Source organism: Rhizobium sp. WYCCWR 11152 (genome assembly GCF_013087615.1).
GTDB classification, from domain to species: Bacteria; Pseudomonadota; Alphaproteobacteria; order Rhizobiales; family Rhizobiaceae; genus Rhizobium; species Rhizobium indicum.
Genome location: NZ_JABFCP010000003.1, coordinates 1 through 17,683, shown reverse-complemented (window position 1 = coordinate 17,683; position 17,683 = coordinate 1). Strand labels below are relative to the sequence as shown.

The 17,683-nt window shown below is 60.9% G+C and carries 17 protein-coding genes; 4 read left to right on the top strand and 13 right to left on the bottom strand.

Going from position 1 to position 17,683, the window contains the following annotated elements; genetic code table 11:
- Positions 1-138 precede the first annotated feature (138 nt).
- The 4 genes from G9X67_RS02535 to G9X67_RS02520 all read right to left on the bottom strand — a co-directional run bounded on the left by G9X67_RS02535 (position 139) and on the right by G9X67_RS02520 (position 3,281).
- Complete coding sequence (locus G9X67_RS02535) at positions 139-435, bottom strand: PRC-barrel domain-containing protein (RefSeq protein WP_138331448.1); 297 nt, start codon at positions 433-435, stop codon at positions 139-141.
- Positions 436-657: 222 nt separating this feature from the next.
- Positions 658-918, bottom strand: coding sequence for a hypothetical protein (locus G9X67_RS02530; protein ID WP_138389874.1), 261 nt, complete (start codon positions 916-918; stop codon positions 658-660).
- A 47-nt stretch (positions 919-965) separates the two neighbouring features.
- Positions 966-1,754, bottom strand: coding sequence for a DNA polymerase III subunit epsilon (locus G9X67_RS02525; protein WP_138331450.1), 789 nt, complete (start codon positions 1,752-1,754; stop codon positions 966-968).
- An 858-nt stretch (positions 1,755-2,612) separates the two neighbouring features.
- Positions 2,613-3,281, bottom strand: coding sequence for a hypothetical protein (locus tag G9X67_RS02520; RefSeq protein WP_171597981.1), 669 nt, complete (start codon positions 3,279-3,281; stop codon positions 2,613-2,615).
- A 344-nt stretch (positions 3,282-3,625) separates the two neighbouring features.
- Between G9X67_RS02520 and G9X67_RS02515 the strand changes: the two genes are divergently transcribed.
- Entirely contained in the window at positions 3,626-6,913 is a 3,288-nt protein-coding gene (locus G9X67_RS02515; RefSeq protein WP_171597980.1) for a cellobiose phosphorylase, read from the top strand.
- Positions 6,914-6,934: 21 nt separating this feature from the next.
- Here G9X67_RS02515 and G9X67_RS02510 read toward each other — a convergent pair whose 3' ends face one another.
- The 9 genes from G9X67_RS02510 to G9X67_RS02470 all read right to left on the bottom strand — a co-directional run bounded on the left by G9X67_RS02510 (position 6,935) and on the right by G9X67_RS02470 (position 15,229).
- Positions 6,935-7,675 (bottom strand): FadR/GntR family transcriptional regulator, encoded by a 741-nt coding sequence (locus tag G9X67_RS02510; protein WP_138331453.1) that lies wholly within the window; start codon positions 7,673-7,675, stop codon positions 6,935-6,937.
- 218 nt (positions 7,676-7,893) lie between these two features.
- A complete protein-coding gene (kduD, locus tag G9X67_RS02505) occupies positions 7,894-8,658 on the bottom strand; it encodes a 2-dehydro-3-deoxy-D-gluconate 5-dehydrogenase KduD (protein ID WP_281426076.1) in 765 nt (254 codons plus the stop codon).
- The gene (gene kduI, locus G9X67_RS02500) at positions 8,655-9,491 is read right to left on the bottom strand and encodes a 5-dehydro-4-deoxy-D-glucuronate isomerase (RefSeq protein ID WP_138331454.1); all 837 of its coding nucleotides are present in this window, start codon (positions 9,489-9,491) and stop codon (positions 8,655-8,657) included. The genes kduD and kduI overlap by 4 nt, the downstream gene beginning before the upstream one ends.
- Positions 9,492-10,115: 624 nt before the next feature.
- The gene (locus G9X67_RS02495) at positions 10,116-10,262 is read right to left on the bottom strand and encodes a DUF1127 domain-containing protein (protein ID WP_003548073.1); all 147 of its coding nucleotides are present in this window, start codon (positions 10,260-10,262) and stop codon (positions 10,116-10,118) included.
- A gap of 183 nt (positions 10,263-10,445) precedes the next feature.
- Entirely contained in the window at positions 10,446-11,426 is a 981-nt protein-coding gene (locus G9X67_RS02490; RefSeq protein ID WP_171597979.1) for a 3'-5' exonuclease, read from the bottom strand.
- A gap of 12 nt (positions 11,427-11,438) precedes the next feature.
- The gene (locus tag G9X67_RS02485) at positions 11,439-12,839 is read right to left on the bottom strand and encodes a HAMP domain-containing sensor histidine kinase (protein WP_138331456.1); all 1,401 of its coding nucleotides are present in this window, start codon (positions 12,837-12,839) and stop codon (positions 11,439-11,441) included.
- A complete protein-coding gene (locus G9X67_RS02480) occupies positions 12,836-13,510 on the bottom strand; it encodes a response regulator transcription factor (protein WP_011655266.1) in 675 nt (224 codons plus the stop codon). Before G9X67_RS02480 ends, G9X67_RS02485 begins: the two co-directional genes overlap by 4 nt.
- A 142-nt stretch (positions 13,511-13,652) precedes the next feature.
- Positions 13,653-14,252, bottom strand: a complete 600-nt coding sequence (locus tag G9X67_RS02475; protein ID WP_138331457.1) for a methyltransferase domain-containing protein — start codon at positions 14,250-14,252, stop codon at positions 13,653-13,655.
- A gap of 86 nt (positions 14,253-14,338) precedes the next feature.
- On the bottom strand, positions 14,339-15,229 hold the full coding sequence (locus G9X67_RS02470) for a haloalkane dehalogenase (RefSeq protein ID WP_138331458.1): 891 nt from the start codon (positions 15,227-15,229) through the stop codon (positions 14,339-14,341).
- Here G9X67_RS02470 and G9X67_RS02465 point away from each other — a divergent pair, their 5' ends adjacent.
- From G9X67_RS02465 to G9X67_RS02455, 3 genes are all read left to right on the top strand, one after another.
- A complete protein-coding gene (locus G9X67_RS02465; protein ID WP_138331459.1) occupies positions 15,230-15,742 on the top strand; it encodes a MarR family transcriptional regulator in 513 nt (170 codons plus the stop codon).
- A gap of 63 nt (positions 15,743-15,805) precedes the next feature.
- On the top strand, positions 15,806-17,068 hold the full coding sequence (locus tag G9X67_RS02460) for an NAD(P)/FAD-dependent oxidoreductase (RefSeq protein WP_138331460.1): 1,263 nt from the start codon (positions 15,806-15,808) through the stop codon (positions 17,066-17,068).
- Positions 17,069-17,306: 238 nt separating this feature from the next.
- Positions 17,307-17,683 (top strand): aldo/keto reductase (locus G9X67_RS02455; protein WP_171597978.1); only part of this gene is annotated, 377 nt, incomplete at its 3' end.

The window sequence follows — 17,683 nt, the reverse complement described above, 5'->3', positions numbered from 1 at the left end:
TCACGTCGGACGGTAAACCGCCCACTTGACCACTAGTGGCACCACCCTCCTATCCGACGGCATTGGCCTCGGTCTGTCACAACCGCGATCCTGAAAAGCCCGATGTTGAGATCGGGCTTTTAACTTCCTCGCCGTGAATTAGTCTCGATGCTCAGGCATTTCTTTCAGCTGATCTTTTGTCCAGGACGTAACTGCGTGAACGTCGCCATCTTCATCTCGCATGAAGTCCAGATCGCTGATCGGCACGGAAACAGGTTTCGCGCCAATGCCGAGAACCCCACCGACGTCGATGACGACATTTGCGCTGGTGCCTGAACCGTGCACGTGGTCCACGCTTCCAACCTTGTCGTCATCTGCGCCGTAGACAGTAGCGCCTTCAAGGACTGCGGCCGTTAGTTCGTCGGTGCCCAGTCTTACGTGCTTGCTGTGGTCCATTTCAAACTCCTCCGTTCGAGCCCATGTGAAAGCCGCCGGGGTGCTGTTTGTTCCTGTGTGAGGCTACTGGTTGACGCTCAAAGAGCTATCGGCCTTTGGGGACCGTTGTTGCTCCTCGTTGTTTAAGCTCCTGTAGATGAACGGTTAACTTGGCGAATGGCTTGAAATCGTCGGCCGTGCCGAGCCCCATGGCCCTATCGCGCATCCGTAGCGAAATCTAACCTACGATTTCGGCTTAAAGAACCTATCGGCTTCCTTCATCGCATTCTGCGCCGATCCGTACAGCGCGCTTACGGCATCGCGCATTTCGGCAAACGCCTGCATGGTTCGTGGCGAAATGTAATCGCCTCTTGCTTCAGCATTGAGCCGCAAAGCTCTCTCGCAATCGGCGGCAATTCTATCCAGCTCCGGGGAAACCCGATAGAGCCGTTCCAAAATGGCGTCGATGTCACCCTTGGCGCGTTCAGACATTCGTTCTGTCATCAAACCCTCACCGCTGTGTCCCTTCCCCTGCAGCAGCCGAAGAACTCCTAAAGCAGTGTTCCCTGCTCGGCTTCGTCAGCCACTTTTACGTCCGCGTCACCACGGCGGCGAAGTTCCGTCTCCGCGCTGAAGCGGACGTCGGTATCCCGATCGCGAGCGAACGCCTGCAATACCGCAATATCCACCCGATCCCAGCTTTTTCCACGCTCGGGGCCTGTAGGTACTCGTGGCAAAAGGCCCGGCTCGCTGCTCCATTTCACCAGTTGCTCGAAGGTGGATTCATTCAACATGTCCCGCAAATGGTGTCCGGTTACGTACGCATCGGGCATTGCGCGGTGGGCGGGAAGACCGATCGCGTGCACCAGTCCCTCGGGCATACGCAGATACCGGAGCATCTGGTTGGAGAACCTCGGCAGTTCAGGCCACAGCCGAAGCGCGCATTTCCACGTACATATCCAGGCCGCTCCCCTGGAAAATCTGGGGGTGCAGTAGCGCTGCTCGAAACTTGCCCGATGTGCAGCCAGTGCGATCACTCCACCTTCCGGCCGTAAGACGCTGGAGGCAATTTCTTTCCAAAAAGGTGCCGTCGCGACCTCTGCGTCCACGATGTGATGTATTGCCATCGTCTCAGGAGAGATCGGTCGCCCTGGATTTATAAGCAATGATCCGCGCTCATCATCAACCCGCCATCTCCCGTCATGGCCAAGCACGACGTCCTGCCAGCCGATCTCGCAAACATCATTCGGGCCATTCCCGGCTGTTTCGAGGTCAACGACCCGGATGCGAGATGCATGATCTACAGGTTTTGATAGGATCCCACTGCTCTCAATCAACATATTTAGTTATTTCGACCCGATGCCGTAAAAGTCCAGATATCACTCGGACATGATGCGACAGGCTGCTAACGATTGTCGACATGGTCGACGTGCTTAACCTGAGCGACATGGCTAAAAGAGGCCTGCTCCGCCACTAGCACCGATCATTTTGGAGAATTTTCCCAATGTTCCGTAAAATAACCGGGGCCACTTACCAGGCCCAGGAGATCGGACTTTACGCGACGACGTCTCGCCTGTATTGCAGCACCACTTCAAATCGCCTGCCGACTTGTTGGTTTTCGCGCTTTGAGCAACAAAAAGGGCGCTCCCCGGAAACGGGTTGAGCGCCCTATAACTTTCCTCCATTGCAATCGTGTCTCGACAGCTCGCATATCGCCCGGGTCTCACACAAACTCTATCAATGACTGAATTGCGGTTTAGGACCGAGGCCAGCGCCTGGGACTTGGATGCCCGTCAATCAAACCCGGCGGCAACGCGTGATTTTCGCGGACAAAAAAGAGGGCCGACGGAGAACCGCGGCCCATTAATTGTGAAGGTATAAACCTCCAGAGGGGAACAGCTGAAACGACGGAACTGGGAGGAAAGCCGTCGTGTTGCATCAGCTGTGATCACCATGCTCCTTTTTTGACCGGTTGGAAAACATTTTTTGTGCAATGCAGCTATGCAACAGCGGATCATCCAGCCGAAGTGGTCCGTGGAGGATGGCATCTTGAAGGCTCTCACCGCGACCTCTTGAACTCTTTAGAAGGCGTCGATCCGGAGCCGGACTAGGCCACAGAGAAACGAGCCATCCAATGATGAAGAGGCCATGCGTGAGGAGGCGATGCCTTTGATCGGGTTCGGCGATTTCGCTTGATTTTACTCGGCGTCGTCGTTCGCCTTTGGGAACAGTTGCAGCACATTTGACCCACTCGGGTGCGCGAGAGCGCGCGCCTTTGGGCGCCGCGAGTTGTTTTCTCCAGCCTTTTGGATAGCTGAAACGAGACCTTCCCGCTGGCGATAATAATCTGGCTTGGCAGGCAGGGTGAGGTCAAACTCTTCGAGCATATGCTCAATAATGTCCATCGCTTCAGCCGCCAGACCAGCATAACCTTCTTGGCGTCGCTCGAAGAAGCCATCGTATCCGGGCTTGGAAAGGTCGAGACTATCCAACGCATAAGAAAGGGTCTTCACTCGGTTCGACAACCACAAAATTTCTTCTGAAAGCTCGGTACTAAAAAGTCCCCAGTTCGCGTCGTGCGGAAGTGCAAGGGTTGGATCGCGAACGTGAAACGCGAATTCGCCTTCATCCATAGGATTGAACTCGGGCATGTCGTGAACGGCCGCGTAGCTGGCTCCGACAAAATCGTCTAGGGCCAGCACCGTCAGCATCGCTAGGTTTCTAACCTCGGCTTTCGGGCGTCGGTTGATCCTAGACTTCGCAAGTCGAATGACGATGGGAAGCAAGGAGCCAGCGGCTAAACCGCCAGCGCCGATGAACGCTCCTATTACCATGATCCCTTGAGTGGTTTCGAAGAACTGCGTCAATAGTCACCTCGTTGAATGGGAGCTGCGAGTTGCGTCAAGAAGCACGCACAGACGGAATCAGCGCTTTCCGCCCCAGTTTGCCTTGAACTTAATTGATAGGGAACTCCGTTCCCGCCGTATGGCGCCATTGAGCAACCTGACGGCATCATCGTCTCCGGCGACCTCAGTTCCTTTGACGCCTTGGCAATGACCTCTCGGTGCAACTTTCGAATTGAAACATCAAGTGATATCGGCTGGCCTGTCTTTCAAGGACCTAATCGAGAACCGGCGATAGTGGTAAGATTTCTCTCAACCATTTTACGTCATCCTCCAGTTCCCTTCTGAAGCCAATCGACGAGATCTCAATGGCCACGGACCTTGACCGCAGTTTTCAAATGCCCCGACGCGACGAGCTTGGCCTCTTCACGATTAGCAACGGTTCCGGCCTGTCGATATCGGCCTTGCCGAACGGCACCCTGTTTGCCATCGAATACGCCGACGACAAGGGATCGGTGCAGATCAACCAGATCCAGGGCTCGCCGCTCGCCGGCGGCGTCGGTCGCCTTTATCTGCGCATCGGCGGGGCCGCGCCCGAGGTGGTGGAGCTTGTCGGGCCTCGCGCTAACGGCAGCTTCGGGCACGATGCGACGAGCCTCTCCTGGAGCGGCAAGAGAGGCAATATCGGCTACAATGTCCGCCTCGCGCTTCATCCCTCCGAAACGGCCTGGTTCTGGCGTGCCTCCATCCGGCATCTGAAGGATGGGACGCTGCCGGTCGATCTGGTGCTGATCCAGGACGTCGGTCTCGGCGATCGCGGCTTCCTGATGAACAGCGAAGCCTATGCATCGCAATATGTCGATCATCATATCGCCGATCACGAGACATTCGGCCCTGTCGTGATGAACCGGCAAAATCTCAAGCAGTCGGGCGCCCGCAACCCCTGGCTCGCGCAGGGCTGTGTCGATGGGGCGGCTGCCTATGCCACCGATGCGATCCAGCTGGTGCAGGCGAGCGACCGCGTCGACGACTTGCTGGTCGGCCCTTTCGGCACCAGCCTGCCGAGCAAACGGCGGCAGCAGGAGACGGCATGCCCCGCCATTCAGTCGAAATCGCTTCCTGTGCCGGCGACCGGCGCGACCACGACCTTCTTTGCCGTGTTCGCCGCTGATCATCCCGAGGCGTCGAGCGATGCCGACCTTTCACGGCTTGACGAGCTCGCGGCCACAGACAGTGCGGTCTCCGATATCGAGGAGGCCACGCCGGTCCGCAGCTTGCTGCAGGATGCGGCCCTGCTGAAGGCCGAGGCGCTGGATAAAAAGGCGATCGGCAAGCTCTATCCGGAGCGGAGCCTGGAAGAGCGCGTCGACGGAAAGCTTCTTTCGTTTTTCGTGCCGGACGGCGTTCTGAACCGTCATGTGGTCCTGCGCGACAAGGAGTTGATGGTGGCGCGCCGTCACGGCGCCATCGTCCGCAGCGGCCAGAATATGCTGCTCGATGATGCGACGCTTGCCGCGACCTGCTGGATGCAAGGCATTTTCGCCGCCCAGTTGACGATCGGCAATACGTCTTTCCACAAGCTCTTTTCCGTCTCCCGAGACCCCTACAATCTGACCCGCGCCAGCGGGCTGCGCATCATGGCGGATGTCGGCGCCGGCTGGCAGCTTCTGGCAGTGCCGTCGGCTTTCGAAATGGGGCTCAGCGATTGCCGCTGGATCTATCGTTGCACGGAACGCACGATCATCGTGTCGGCGGTCGCCTCCGGCGAAGATGCGGCTATGCAGTGGACCGTGTCCGTCGAGGGCAAGCCGTGCCGCTTCCTGGTGTTCGGCCACGTCGTGCTTGGCGAGCGCGAATATGACGCGGGCGGGCAGATCGAATTCGACACGTCAGGCAAACGCATTCTTTTCCGGCCGGACCCCACCTGGCTCTGGGGCGAGCGTTATCCCGATGCCGGCTATTGGCTGGTGAGTTCGACGCCCGATGCGATCGAGGAGATCGGCGGCGACGAGCTGCTCTATAGCGACGGGGTAACACGCAACGGCGCCTTCGTCGCGCTCCGATCCCGGCCGACACAGGCGCTCTCTTTCGCCGTCGTCGGCTCGATGACCGATGCTGCGGAAGCCGAGCGGCTGGCGCAGCGTTATGAGGCCGGCGTCACCGACGAAGCCATGCTTGCACCGGCATCGAAATTCTGGCGGAACACCGTGCGCGGCCTGACGATCGCCGGCACGTCGCCTGATCTTGCCGCGCAGACAGCCCTGCTGCCCTGGCTGGCGCATGATGCGATCGTGCATCTGAGCGTACCGCACGGCCTCGAGCAATATACCGGTGCGGCCTGGGGCACACGCGACGCCTGCCAGGGGCCGATCGAATTTCTGCTCGCCTACGAGCATGACCGGGAAGCCCAGGAAGTGCTGAAAACCGTCTTCAGCGAACAATACCTGGAAAAGGGAGACTGGCCGCAATGGTTCATGCTGGAGCCCTATGCCAACATCCGGGCGGGCGATAGTCACGGCGACATCGTCGTCTGGCCGCTAAAGGCGCTCTGCGATTACATCGAAGCGACCGGCGATCTCGCCATCCTCCACGAGAAAGTCTCCTGGCGCGACGAAAAGACGATGGCCCGGGCGCCGGAGCTCGACACCATCGCGATCCATGTCGAGAAGCTGCTTGATACCGTTCGCGAAGCGTTCATCCCCGGAACGCATCTGATCCGCTATGGCGAGGGAGACTGGAACGACTCGCTGCAGCCGGCCGATCCGCATCTGCGCGACTGGATGGTCAGCAGTTGGACCGTTGCCCTGCTCTATGAGCAGATCGTCCGGTATTCCGCGATCCTCCGCCGCCTCGGCCATGGCGGCAAGGCCAAGGGCTTGAGGAAGATCGCAACCGCGATGCGCCGGGATTTCAACCGCCATCTCGTGCGCGACGGCGTCGTTGCCGGCTATGGCATCTTCGATCCCAGCCATGACGGCGTTGAATTGCTGCTGCATCCGAGCGACCGGCGCACCGGCCTGCATTTTTCGCTGATCTCGATGACGCAGGCGATGCTCGGCGGCCTCTTCACGCCGGTTCAAAGACGCGATCATATGAAGCTGATCGAAGAGCATCTGCTCTTCCCCGACGGGGTGCGGCTGATGGAAAAGCCCGCGACCTATGCCGGCGGGCCCGAGACGCTGTTTCGCCGGGCCGAATCCTCCTCCTTCTTCGGCCGCGAGATCGGGCTGATGTATGTCCATGCGCATCTGCGCTACTGCGAGACGTTGGCGCTCGATGCCGAGGCGGAGGACCTCTGGAAGGCGATCGCCGTCGTCAATCCGATTTCTGTCACATCAGCGCTGCCGCATGCATCGCTGCGCCAGCGCAACACCTATTTCAGCAGCAGCGACGCGGCTTTCCATGACCGTTATCAGGCAGCGGCCGAATGGGAACGCGTCAAGGCGGGAGAGATCGCCGTCGACGGCGGATGGCGGATCTATTCAAGCGGCCCCGGGCTCTACACCAGGAGCTTCGTCGAAAATATCCTCGGCTTCAAACGGCGCTTTGGCCGGCGCAAACGCAAACCGCTTCTTCCCGCGGTCCACGCCTCTGTCGATCTGCAAACCGACCAAGCCGCTTGGCGGCGGCTGATGAAGCCGAAGCCCGAGGCGTAACAGTCCAGGACGAGGCGCTGTCTATGCGGTAGCGTCGCGCAGCTCCTCGAAGCGCGCGGCGCTCTTCGATAGGTGGCTTCGGATGGCGCGGCGCGCAGCAAGCTCGTCACGGTCGCGGATCGCCGCGAATATGGCATGGTGTTCCCTGCGCATGCGCGCCGCATGGCGCTTGCGCTCGGCTGATGTCATCTTGTCCAAGCGCGCCCATTGCCGCGGCACCATGATGTTGCCGAACGTGTCGAAGAGGCGACCGTAATAGGAGTTTTGCGTCGCGACCAGAATGGATCTGTGGAAGGCGTAGTCCTCTTGCGCACCGTATCCACCCTCCTCGAGCGCCTTGTCGAGGGCGTCGAGACGATCCTGCATACGCTCGATGTCCTCCTGCGTGCGCCGCAACGCGGCAAGACCGGCAGCTTCGTATTCGACCCCCATGCGCAGCTCCAGCACGCGCAGAACCTCGTCGATCGACTGCAGGTCGTTCGGAATGATCGAGAAGGATCTGGGCGTCGGATCGTTCGAGACGAAAGCCCCAAGGCCTTGACGTGTGGTGATCAACCCCTTCGCGCGCAACGCGGCGAGCGCTTCGCGAACGATCGTCCGGCTGACGCCGGTCGCCGTCATGATCGCCTGTTCGGTGGGCAGGCGCTGGCCGGGCTTCAGGTCGCCTGACTCGATTTGCGCCGTCAACATATCGGCAAGGTTGCTGCGCAGGTTGGGCGCCTGCTGAATGGTGGTAAAAACCGCGTTGTCCTTATCTGCCATCCTGTTTCGAAATCCTGGTGTCGAGGCGGCTGCGCCGACCCGTTTCCTGTTCGCATTCCGCATCCACGCCGATGCGGTGGGCAGTGGCACTAGAGCGGTTCAGCTTTTCATGGAAGCGCTGAACCGCTCTAACCTTTTGTTTTTGCGCAATTCCCGACAGAAAACCGCATCACACCTTTGCGCGACATGCTTCAGGCCTGATCGGTTGGTGAGACCGATCAGCGCGCCAGCCAACCGCCATCGACGGGCAGCACCGTTCCATGCACGTAGTCGGATGCCGACGATGCCAGGAATACGGCCGCACCGCCGAGTTCGGACGGCGTTCCCCAGCGCCCGGCCGGGATGCGGGCAAGGATGGCGGCATTGCGGTCGGCATCCTCGCGCAGCGCCGTGGTGTTGTTGGTCACGAAATAGCCTGGGGCGATGGCGTTGACGTTGACGCCCTTGCCGGCCCATTCGCAGGCCAGCAGCTTGGTCAGTCCGGCGAGGCCGCTTTTCGAGGCGGTATAAGACGGAATCCGGATGCCGCCCTGGAAGGAGAGCAGCGAGGCGATGTTGATGATCTTGCCCCTGCCCTTGTCGACCATGTGGCGGCCGGCGGCCTGCGACAGGAAGAAGGCGGTCTTCAGGTTGACGTCGATCACCGCGTCCCAGTCTTCCTCGGTGAAGTCGAGCGCATCGGCGCGGCGGATGATGCCGGCATTGTTGACGAGGATGTCGAGACCGCCGAAGGTCTGGATGGTCTCTGTGACGATCCCCTTGACCGGCTCGATGCTGGCAAGATCGGCCTTGACGACATGGAAGCGGCTTCCCGCTTCCTTCACCAGCGCTTCGGTTTCGTCCATCGAGGAGCGTCCGACGGCGACGATCGACGCACCGGCCTCTGCCAACGCTGCCGCGATGGCTTGGCCGAGCCCTGTATTGGCGCCGGTGACGACGGCAACCCGGCCGGAAAGGTCGAAGGGATTTGCCACGATGTTCACCTCAGATCCGCAATGGCGATATGGTCCATGTCGGTGAAGCTCTTATTGTCGCCGGCCATCGCCCAGATGAAGCTGTAGTTCTTGGTGCCGGCGCCCGAATGGATCGACCAGGGCGGCGAGATGACTGCCTGTTCGTTGGCGACAAGCATATGCCGGGTCTGCTGCGGCTCGCCCATGAAGTGGAAGACACGCTGCTCCGCTTCCAGATCGAAATAGAGATAGGCTTCCATGCGGCGGTCATGCGTATGGGCAGGCATGGTGTTCCAGACGCTGCCCGGCTCGATCATGGTGAAGCCCAGCGTGAGTTGGCACGACTGGCAGACATCAGGATGGATGAACTGATAGATCGACCGCTTGTTGGCCGTCGCGGCTTCGCCCGGCGTCAGGTGACGGGCCTTTTCGCGGGTGAGCAACACGGTCGGGTGCGTTTGATGCGCTGGCGTCGAGACCAGATAGAACTTTGCCGGATTGGCCGCATCCGCGCTCTCGAACCTGATGTCCTTGGCACCCTTGCCGACATAGAGGCAATCATATTTGGCAAGATCGTAGTTCGTGCCGTCGACGATGATGCGGCCGGCACCACCGATGTTCAGGGCGCCGAGTTCACGCTCGGCAAGGAAGGTTTCCTGTCCGATCGCCGTCGGCGCCGTCAGCGTCAGCCCGGGGGCGAGCGGCGTCGCGCCGCCGATGACCATTCGGTCGTAATGCGAATAGGTGAGCCGGATCTCGCCGCTCGCGAAGACGGTTTCCACCAGAAAGTGACGCCGCAGCGTCTCCGTGTCGAAATCACGCACGGCCTCGGGATGGGAGGCGTGCCTCACGTCGATCTGCATGTCAATTTTCCTTCCGCTTCATTGTCGCTACGGGTCGTCGCTGTTGCGGGAGCCGGTCTTGTCGGCCTCTTCCGCTGCGGCGGTATCCATCCGGTTACATAGTTGTACGACAAGTTTGGTGTCAACAGGTTTGTCGGTGCTCGCTTGAGGAGACGCAAGGCCCGCAAGAGCACGAAAGAAAATCTGGGAATAGACAGGAATTTCTGGAGATGATGACGCCATCATCCAAGCCATGGGTCGCAAGCGGCCGTTCTTGGCGCGATCCGGCAGGGCTATCGGCCAAAACGAAAAAGCCTGCCGCGGGAGGAGGTGCGGCAGGCTTTCGTAAAAAACCGAACGACAGCTGGGAGGAGGAGTGCTGTCATTCCACAGACGACCCTGGGAGGAGGATGGGGCGCCTGTATATCAAAGGGATGCGGGAGGAGGTGCATCGCTTCGATAGAAATAATCATACTTATATTTTGCTCAGTTGATAGGCACTTCTTTGCAGGGCAGCTATGCGTTATGCGAAAAGCGGGAGGCTCGATCACATGGTCCATCTGCCGGAAGCACAAAAGCAAAGCGCCCGCTCGGGAGGAAGCAGGCGCTGGCATAGTCTTTGAAGATGCTTGGTCTAAGCTGCCGTTAGCGGGCGATGGCTGCGCGGGCGACGTTGCGGATTTCGCTGCGGCCGATGCCGAGGTCGTCCAGTTCGCGTGCGGACATACGACCCAGTTCAGCGACCGTCTGACGGTACTTGCGCCAGTTATTAAAAGAGCGTGCTACGTTCATGATGATCCCCTTTCGTGGGCTTTCGAAGCTTAGCTGCCAGTCCTTGGCGCTTCGTTCGCTTCGATGAGTTGTATATAGTATGAGACTGCTGATTATTGCAGCGCCAATGCATCACTGCACCTATGCGGCGCTTGCATGGGTCGCCATATCTAGTAGCCAATCAGTATCCGAACCGCTTCGCGGTCAGGGTTTGAAGCGATCGAAGGCTGTCAGCCGCACGATCGGCGGCTCCGCCTCGGCCCAGCGGTAAATATCCGAGCGCAGATAGGAGAGCTCGTCGTCGAGATCCTCTTCGCCGACTTCGATCCACCAGGACTTCAGGCGACCGTCGCTGCCGTCCGACCAGCGATAACCCCTCGCCTTCAGATGATCCTTCATCTCGAACGGGCTGTGTTCGGCAAAGATACGGATGCGCGAGCGCTGGCTGGCGCGGTAAAGCTCGGTGAACGGGCTTTCACCGTCGCGCTGCTCTCGATCGAGGATTTCCAGCAGTGCGTGGCAGTCGTCGACGGCGCGATGGCCTTCGTGGAAATATCCGGCCTGGCCGACGAGATAGCCGAGCTTCGTACCCTCGAAGCCGCGGGCGCTCCAATCGATCTCCGAAACGGAGCATGCCCAGGCCTTGCCGGTGAAAATCGTCGAAAAGGCCTCGCAGAACGGCCGGTCGAAACCGGCATTGTGGGCAATGATCAGATCCGCCGGCTCGATCAGACTACGCAGCGATTGGATATCGATGAGCTGTCCTTCGACCATCGCATCGGTGATACCAGTCAGCCGGGTGATCTCCGGCGGGATCGGCCGGGACGGCTGTTGCAGGCCGCCGTAAATGCCGACGATATCGCCGATCGCGCCGTCATCGTCGAAGGTAAAGGCGACGGCGCCGATTTCGATGATCTCGTCGCTACGGTGTTTGAGGCCTGTGGTCTCCGTATCGAGAATGACGCCGAGCCGCGAAAACCCCGGCTGCCTGACTGACGCAATCGGCCGGGCGGCCAGTTTTCTCAAGATGCGATAGTTGCCGCTCTCTTCGAGCGCCCGCGCCATGTCTTCATCGGAGTGAACGACCGGCTGCGATGGCCGCCGGTGCAATGGACCGCGCGCCTTGGCCATCGCGGGCGATGCCTTGGCAAACATGTCGAGTTGCGAATCTCTATGCACGCTCATCGAATCTATATGTCACGGAGACGCGATTGAATCCATCACTCGCGCCGGGCGCTGTGGAGTATCCCCACCTGCCGCCCTCTCCGGCGGGAAGCTCAGCCGGCAGACCGCGCCGGGACTGCGGTTGTCGATCGTCACCTCGCCGCCGTGCAAACGCAGGATGTCGCGAACCAGATTGAGGCCGAGGCCGGCGCCGCGTCCGTCGTGATGGCGCTTGAAGAATGGTTCGAATATGCGATCCCGCATATCGGCGGGGACGCCCGGTCCCTCGTCCCTGACCTCGATCCAGTTGCAGCCTGAAGTCAGCGAGATGGTGCCTTTCCTGCCACCGTGGTTGATTGCGTTCTGCAGTATGTTCATCAGGGCGCGCTGCAACGCCAGAGGATCGCCCTCGATCTCGCCGGCTCCGTCGACATCGAACTGCACCATATAGCCCGCGGCAAAGGCCAGCGGCGCCATCTCGATGATGACCTTCCTCGCCAGCTGACCGAGATCGACCTTGGTGAACTGGACCTTGCCCTGTTTCAGTCGCTGAAGATCGAGCATCTGCTCGGTGAGTACGGCGAGCCTTGCTGCATCTTCCAAGAGGTCGGTCTTGATCGAACTGTGCGGCAGGGATCCAATTCTCGTATTCAGAATGGCGATCGGCGTGCGCAGCTCATGGGCGGCGTCGGTCAGAAACCGTTCCTGCCGCTCATAACCCTCGTCGAGACGGCCGAGCGCGCGATTGACGGCGTGCACCAGCGGCGCGATCTCTTCGGGAGTATCGTTTTCCGACAGCCGGCCGCCACGCTGGTCGACATCGATCGTATCGGCCTGGAGCGCGGCCTGGTCGATCCCGACCAGCGACCTTCGCACGACGAGCGGCGTCGCGATCAACGCACCCAACGCCATCACTGCGACGATGGGAATAACAATTTTTACAAGGACCAGCGAAAGCTTGAGCAGGATGAAGGAGGACGAGTTGGGGCCGTCGGTGCCCGTCAGAAACTGCACCTGTCCCCAATCCGTCGCAATCCACATCATCCGGGCAGCCGGACGGTCGTGGTCGCCGAGGTTCGCGCCGAACTTGGCCTGGCCGATATGATCGAGCGTGTTGCCGATTGAGGCATATTCTTCCGGAATCCGGCCCTCGGTCAAAACATGTCCCTGCATGTCGCGAATAGTGTACCAGAGATCGGGCGCGTCCTTCCGCAGCTGTCGCAGATCCTCGGTCTCCCTCAGGCTCAACTCACCGGTGGGCTGGCGGAAAACCGCCTGGCGCAGGATCTCAATCGTGCCCTCCGTCGACCTGAATTCGGATATCTTGCCAACCGAAATCAGCACGATCATCACCAGGATGAGCACGACCGATTGCACGGCAAGAAGCCGCCAGAACAGGCGCTTGCGCAGCGAATAGGAGCATCGTTTGTTCATGATGCTTCACGCAGGAGATAACCCACGCCCCGGATAACGTTGATGACCACGCCTGCTTGCGATGCTGCCAGCTTACGCCGCAACCGCGATATGTGGGAATCGAGCGCGTTCGACTGGATCTCGTCGTCGAAGCCGAAGACTGCTTCCATCAAGGCCGGTCGCGGCACCATGCGACCGGCACGGCGCATGAGGCATTCGAGCACCAGCGCCTCCCGGCGCGGCATTTCCAGACGCAAGCCGGAAACGATGATGTCGCAATAGGTCGGATCGAACGAAAGACGGCCGATCGAGATCAGCGCCGGGCGCAAGGTTTCGGAGCGGCGCATCACGGCGCGCAGCCGCGCCAGAAGTTCGTCGAAGACGAAGGGCTTGGCAAGGTAATCGTCGGCGCCGGTCTCAAGGCCGGTGATCCTGTCTGGAACCTCTCCCTTGGCGGTGATGACGATGATCGGCAGCGTCAGCCCCTTCTTGCGGATCTTCGGAATGAGTTCGAGGCCATCGCCATCCGGCAGTTGCCGATCCAGGAGGACGGCGTCGTAGGCGCCGTCGCCGATCACCAGCTCGGCGTCGCATAGGGTCGAAACGTGATCCATCACCATGTCGTGCCTGGTGAGCGCCCCCCGGAGCGCCACGGCCATTTGAGGTTCATCCTCGATCAGTAATATGCGCATCTCACATTCCTGTCGTGGGGCCTATCGGAGGCCACTATCGGGGTCCATAGGTGGAAACCATATCACCCTCGAGCAAGTCTGCGATGCCTGTTGCGCATCGAACGCCGGATTGCCGCCTCGTAGCGAAGGATCGTATCCGTCATCATGCGCGGCGTTGCTCGATCAATATCATTGGCTGGTACCTGCGGCTGATCCGGTAGACGGCGGCCGGCGGGAGATTGCGCAACGTCCAGCCGATCCTCGTGGCGACAAGGCCGAGGGAGTCGAGGATTTCGACAGGCACCGGGCATTTCGGCCCGTAGGTGAACTGATAGAAGGCACCGTATGGCCTGAGGTTGGAAAAGCAGCCCTCGAGCAGCGCCCGCACATCGTCGGGCCGCATGGCAAGAAGCGGAAGCCCGCTGACGACGCCGCCGAAGAAGCTTCCAGAAAGCGCCGTCTTCCAGATCTGCCGGACGTCCAGCCGCAGCACCCTGGCATCGGGAAAGCGGTCTTGAAGCAGCGTGGCGAAATCCCGCTCGTATTCGACCAGCGTCAGATCGCGCTCTGCAATGCCGCGTTCCAAAAGGGCTGCGGTGAAAACACCGGTGCCCGGGCCGAGCTCGAGGACCGGCCCGGTCAGCGCAGAAATTTCCTTGGTCATCAGGCGCGCAAGGCGGGGACCTGACGGCGTGATCGAGGCGATGCGCAGCGGCGCGCGAAGCCAGGCGAGAAGAAAGCGTCGTCGATCGAAACGTGGCATGGGACCTTCACATTGGCAGATTGGATCCCACCTATGAACCCGCCCAACATTGCAACAGTCTGTCAAATCGCCGCCGATGCAGTTCTTCATGCCGGGGACGAGACCTTCCGGTGCGCTGTTCTGAGCCCCTTTCGGTCGATCCAGCTTTTGATTTCGGTGGCAATCGCCTCGGGCTGGTCCTCGGGGACAATGTGGCGAGCCGGCCCGCAAGCCTTTATCTCGAGGCCTGCGATGCTGTCGCGACACCACGAAATCATCTCGCTGCCGATCAACAGCGTTTCGGAAGGCCCGTCGAAGGTCAGCAGCAGCTTGGGAACCTCAGGACTGGCGGAAAGCCAGCGGTCATAGGCCTCGATCCTGGCAACCACATCGGCCGGCTCGCCGTTGATCGGCATGGCGCGCGGCCACTCCAAAAGCGGGCGCCGGCTGTTACGGTCCGGATAGGGTGCGCGGTAGACATCCCAATTGGCATCGCTGAGCCCTTTCAGCGTGGTCGCGCGCAAGGCCTGTTCGATGAAGAAATTTTCGTCGAGGACCTTGGCCTCGCCGGTTCCGGCACCCCGCAACAGTTCATAACGCGCCTTTCCGCCGCCCGGCAGATCCTCCCAGCTCATCGGCCGCAGGATGGTTTCCATGAAGACGATTCCGCGCACCCGCTCGGCGTGGCGCGAGGCCCAGTCGAATGCCAGCGCGCCGCCCCAGTCGTGGCCGACGAGCACGACGTCGTCGAGGTCAAGCGCATCGAACCAGGCGTCGAGATAGGCGATGTGATCGCCATAGCGATAGCCGATATCCGGTTTGCCGGAGCGTCCCATGCCGATGAGATCGGGCGCCAGGCAGCGGCCGGGCCCGATGCCGGGCATGATGTTGCGCCAGAGATGCGATGAGGTGGGATTGCCGTGAAGGAAGACGATCGGGTCGCCCTCCCCCAGCTCCTCGTAGGAGATGAACGAGGTGAGGATATCGATGATCGGCATATGGAGCTCCACGCTTTCGTGCTATATAGGCAGGCGACTGTCCATCTATCATATAGACAGGTAACTGTCTATATTGCTGCGCGGGGTTTCATGTCGTCGTCTTCCCTTGGCCTGTTGTTGCGTCTGGTCCATCAGCATTGGACACAGGCCGTCGAAGCGGCACTCGATGAGGCCGGCTATGGCGATATCCGCCCGCCGCATGCCAATGTCTTCACTTTCGCGCGGCCGGAGGGCATACAGGTCAGCGAACTGACCAAGCTCGCCCGTGTTCGCAAGCAGACGATGACGCAGGCCGTGGAAGAACTCGAGCGCCTGGGTTATGTCGAGCGCCGGCCCGATCCGAATGACCGGCGCGGCCGGCTGGTGTTTCTGACGGAAAAAGGCCGGGGGGTCAGGCCGATAGCGATGGCGGCGGGCCGCCGCGTCGATGAAAGCTGGGCCGCCTTGACCAGCCAGCAGCAGATGGATGATTTGCGCACAGCACTCCGGCGGCTGCTGGAGCAGCTGCAATAGCAAGGCGGGTTGGCATGAGAGCGACCCTTTCCACTTAACCGTCGCGCGACCGAAGGAGAATGCATGCCTGGTGACAACAGCAAAGGTGCCGACGAGGATGTCGTTATCATCGGCGCCGGCGCCGCCGGCATTGCCGCCGCCCGTCGCCTGCAGGCAATCCGCCCGGATCTTTCCATCCTCCTGCTTGAAGCAGGCGATCGTCTCGGCGGTCGCGCTTGGACAGCCAGCTTGCCTGAAGCTGCCGATATCGGGCTCGATCTCGGCTGCGGCTGGCTGCATGGCGCGCGGACCAATGCCTGGACTGCGATCGCCGGCGAGGTCGGACTGACGGTCGACCACACGCCGGCACCCTGGAACGATGGCGGACGGCGGCTTCAGCGGGATGACGCGGAGGCGCGTGCCGCAAGGCAGGCGATCGGCGCCTACTTCGAGCGCCTCGAGAACCACGAGGGGAATGACGCAGCCATGGCCGATATGCTCGAGCCTGGCAATCCCTGGAACGGCCAGATCCGGGCGGTCGGCACCTATATCACCGGCGCCGAACTGGAGCGGTCGTCGGTCGTCGACTACAACAGATACGATCCCGGCCCTGGCCCTGACTGGCGGGTGCGCGAGGGCTATGGAACCCTGGTCTCGCTTTACGGCAAGCCGGTTCGGGCAAGGCTCGGCACCGAGGTCACGCGCGTCGACCATCGTCACGCCGGCCGTATCGGCATTGAGACGAACCAGGGTGTGCTCAGTGCCCGCGCGGTGCTGGTGAGCGTTTCGACGAATGTGCTTGCCGCCGGAAGGATCGCCTTCGACCCGCCTTTGCCCGACAAGATCGAGGCGGCAGCCCGTTTACCTCTAGGGCTCGCCGACAAGCTGTTCCTGAGGCTCGCAAATCAGGAGGCGCTGCCGGCGGACACGCATATGCTCGGCTCTACCCGTCGCGGCGCGACCGGCACCTATCAGCTCAGGCCGTTTGGCGCTCCCGTCGTCGAGGCCTATTTCGCTGGCGACCTTGCGCATGATCTGGAGGGGCAAGGCAGAGAGGCTGCCTTCTCCTTCGCTGGAGATGAACTGGCGGCACATTTTGGCGCGGACATCCGCAAGGAGCTATCAGTCGCCGCAATGTCGGCCTGGGCCGCAGCGCCGCATATCGGCGGCTCCTATTCCTACGCCGAACCCGGCGCCTCCGATCAACGCGGCCGTCTCGCTGCGCCGCATGACGAGCGGATCTTCTTTGCCGGCGAAGCCTGTTCGAAGTCGCGTTATTCGACGGCGCACGGCGCCTACGAGACCGGTGTCGCCGCAGCCGATCTGATCGCCGGCTCGTTTTCGTAAAATCCGTGATCGTCGCCGGCTGCGGCGGCAGGCGGGAATATTTTTTTCTCACTTGTCGCGCGGGCGGGATTGGTTATGCTGCCCTCGCCTCTGTGCTCCCGGCTCAGGGCGCTATACGTCATCCGGCGGCAAGCGGCCGCCTCAAGCACAATATTGTCATTGTCATTGATTGCAGGAGCCCCGGCTTCTACCCCGACGTTTGCACGTCGGCTGCGGGTATCCGCATGAGGAGGAAGAAATGGATTATCGCAAGCTCGGTCCCAGCGGGACCGTCGTCACCGCCTATTGCCTCGGCACCATGACCTTCGGCGCGGAGGCCGATGAGGCCGCCTCGCACAAGCTGCTCGACGATTATTTCGCCTGGGGCGGCAATTTCATCGATACCGCCGATGTCTACAGCGCCGGCAAGTCGGAAGAGATCATCGGACGCTGGCTGAAGGCGCGCCCGACCGAGGCCCGCCAGGCGATCGTCGCCACCAAGGGGCGCTTCCCGATGGGCAACGGTCCCAACGATATCGGCCTGTCGCGCCGGCATCTTGGCCAGGCTCTCGACGATTCGCTCCGCCGCCTCGGCCTCGAGCAGATCGACCTCTACCAGATGCATGCCTGGGACGC

Excerpts from the sequence above, each read along its gene's own strand:
- G9X67_RS02475 (WP_138331457.1), bottom strand. The coding sequence starts at position 14,252 with ATGCCACGTTTCGATCGACGACGCTTTCTTCTCGCCTGGCTTCGCGCG.
- G9X67_RS02470 (WP_138331458.1), bottom strand. The coding sequence starts at position 15,229 with ATGCCGATCATCGATATCCTCACCTCGTTCATCTCCTACGAGGAGCTG.
- G9X67_RS02515 (WP_171597980.1), top strand. The coding sequence starts at position 3,626 with ATGGCCACGGACCTTGACCGCAGTTTTCAAATGCCCCGACGCGACGAG.
- G9X67_RS02535 (WP_138331448.1), bottom strand. The coding sequence starts at position 435 with ATGGACCACAGCAAGCACGTAAGACTGGGCACCGACGAACTAACGGCC.
- G9X67_RS02530 (WP_138389874.1), bottom strand. The coding sequence starts at position 918 with ATGACAGAACGAATGTCTGAACGCGCCAAGGGTGACATCGACGCCATT.
- G9X67_RS02480 (WP_011655266.1), bottom strand. The coding sequence starts at position 13,510 with ATGCGCATATTACTGATCGAGGATGAACCTCAAATGGCCGTGGCGCTC.
- G9X67_RS02525 (WP_138331450.1), bottom strand. The coding sequence starts at position 1,754 with ATGTTGATTGAGAGCAGTGGGATCCTATCAAAACCTGTAGATCATGCA.
- G9X67_RS02460 (WP_138331460.1), top strand. The coding sequence starts at position 15,806 with ATGCCTGGTGACAACAGCAAAGGTGCCGACGAGGATGTCGTTATCATC.
- G9X67_RS02485 (WP_138331456.1), bottom strand. The coding sequence starts at position 12,839 with ATGAACAAACGATGCTCCTATTCGCTGCGCAAGCGCCTGTTCTGGCGG.
- G9X67_RS02510 (WP_138331453.1), bottom strand. The coding sequence starts at position 7,675 with ATGGCAGATAAGGACAACGCGGTTTTTACCACCATTCAGCAGGCGCCC.
- G9X67_RS02495 (WP_003548073.1), bottom strand. The coding sequence starts at position 10,262 with ATGAACGTAGCACGCTCTTTTAATAACTGGCGCAAGTACCGTCAGACG.
- G9X67_RS02490 (WP_171597979.1), bottom strand. The coding sequence starts at position 11,426 with ATGAGCGTGCATAGAGATTCGCAACTCGACATGTTTGCCAAGGCATCG.
- G9X67_RS02465 (WP_138331459.1), top strand. The coding sequence starts at position 15,230 with ATGGAGCTCCACGCTTTCGTGCTATATAGGCAGGCGACTGTCCATCTA.
- kduI (WP_138331454.1), bottom strand. The coding sequence starts at position 9,491 with ATGCAGATCGACGTGAGGCACGCCTCCCATCCCGAGGCCGTGCGTGAT.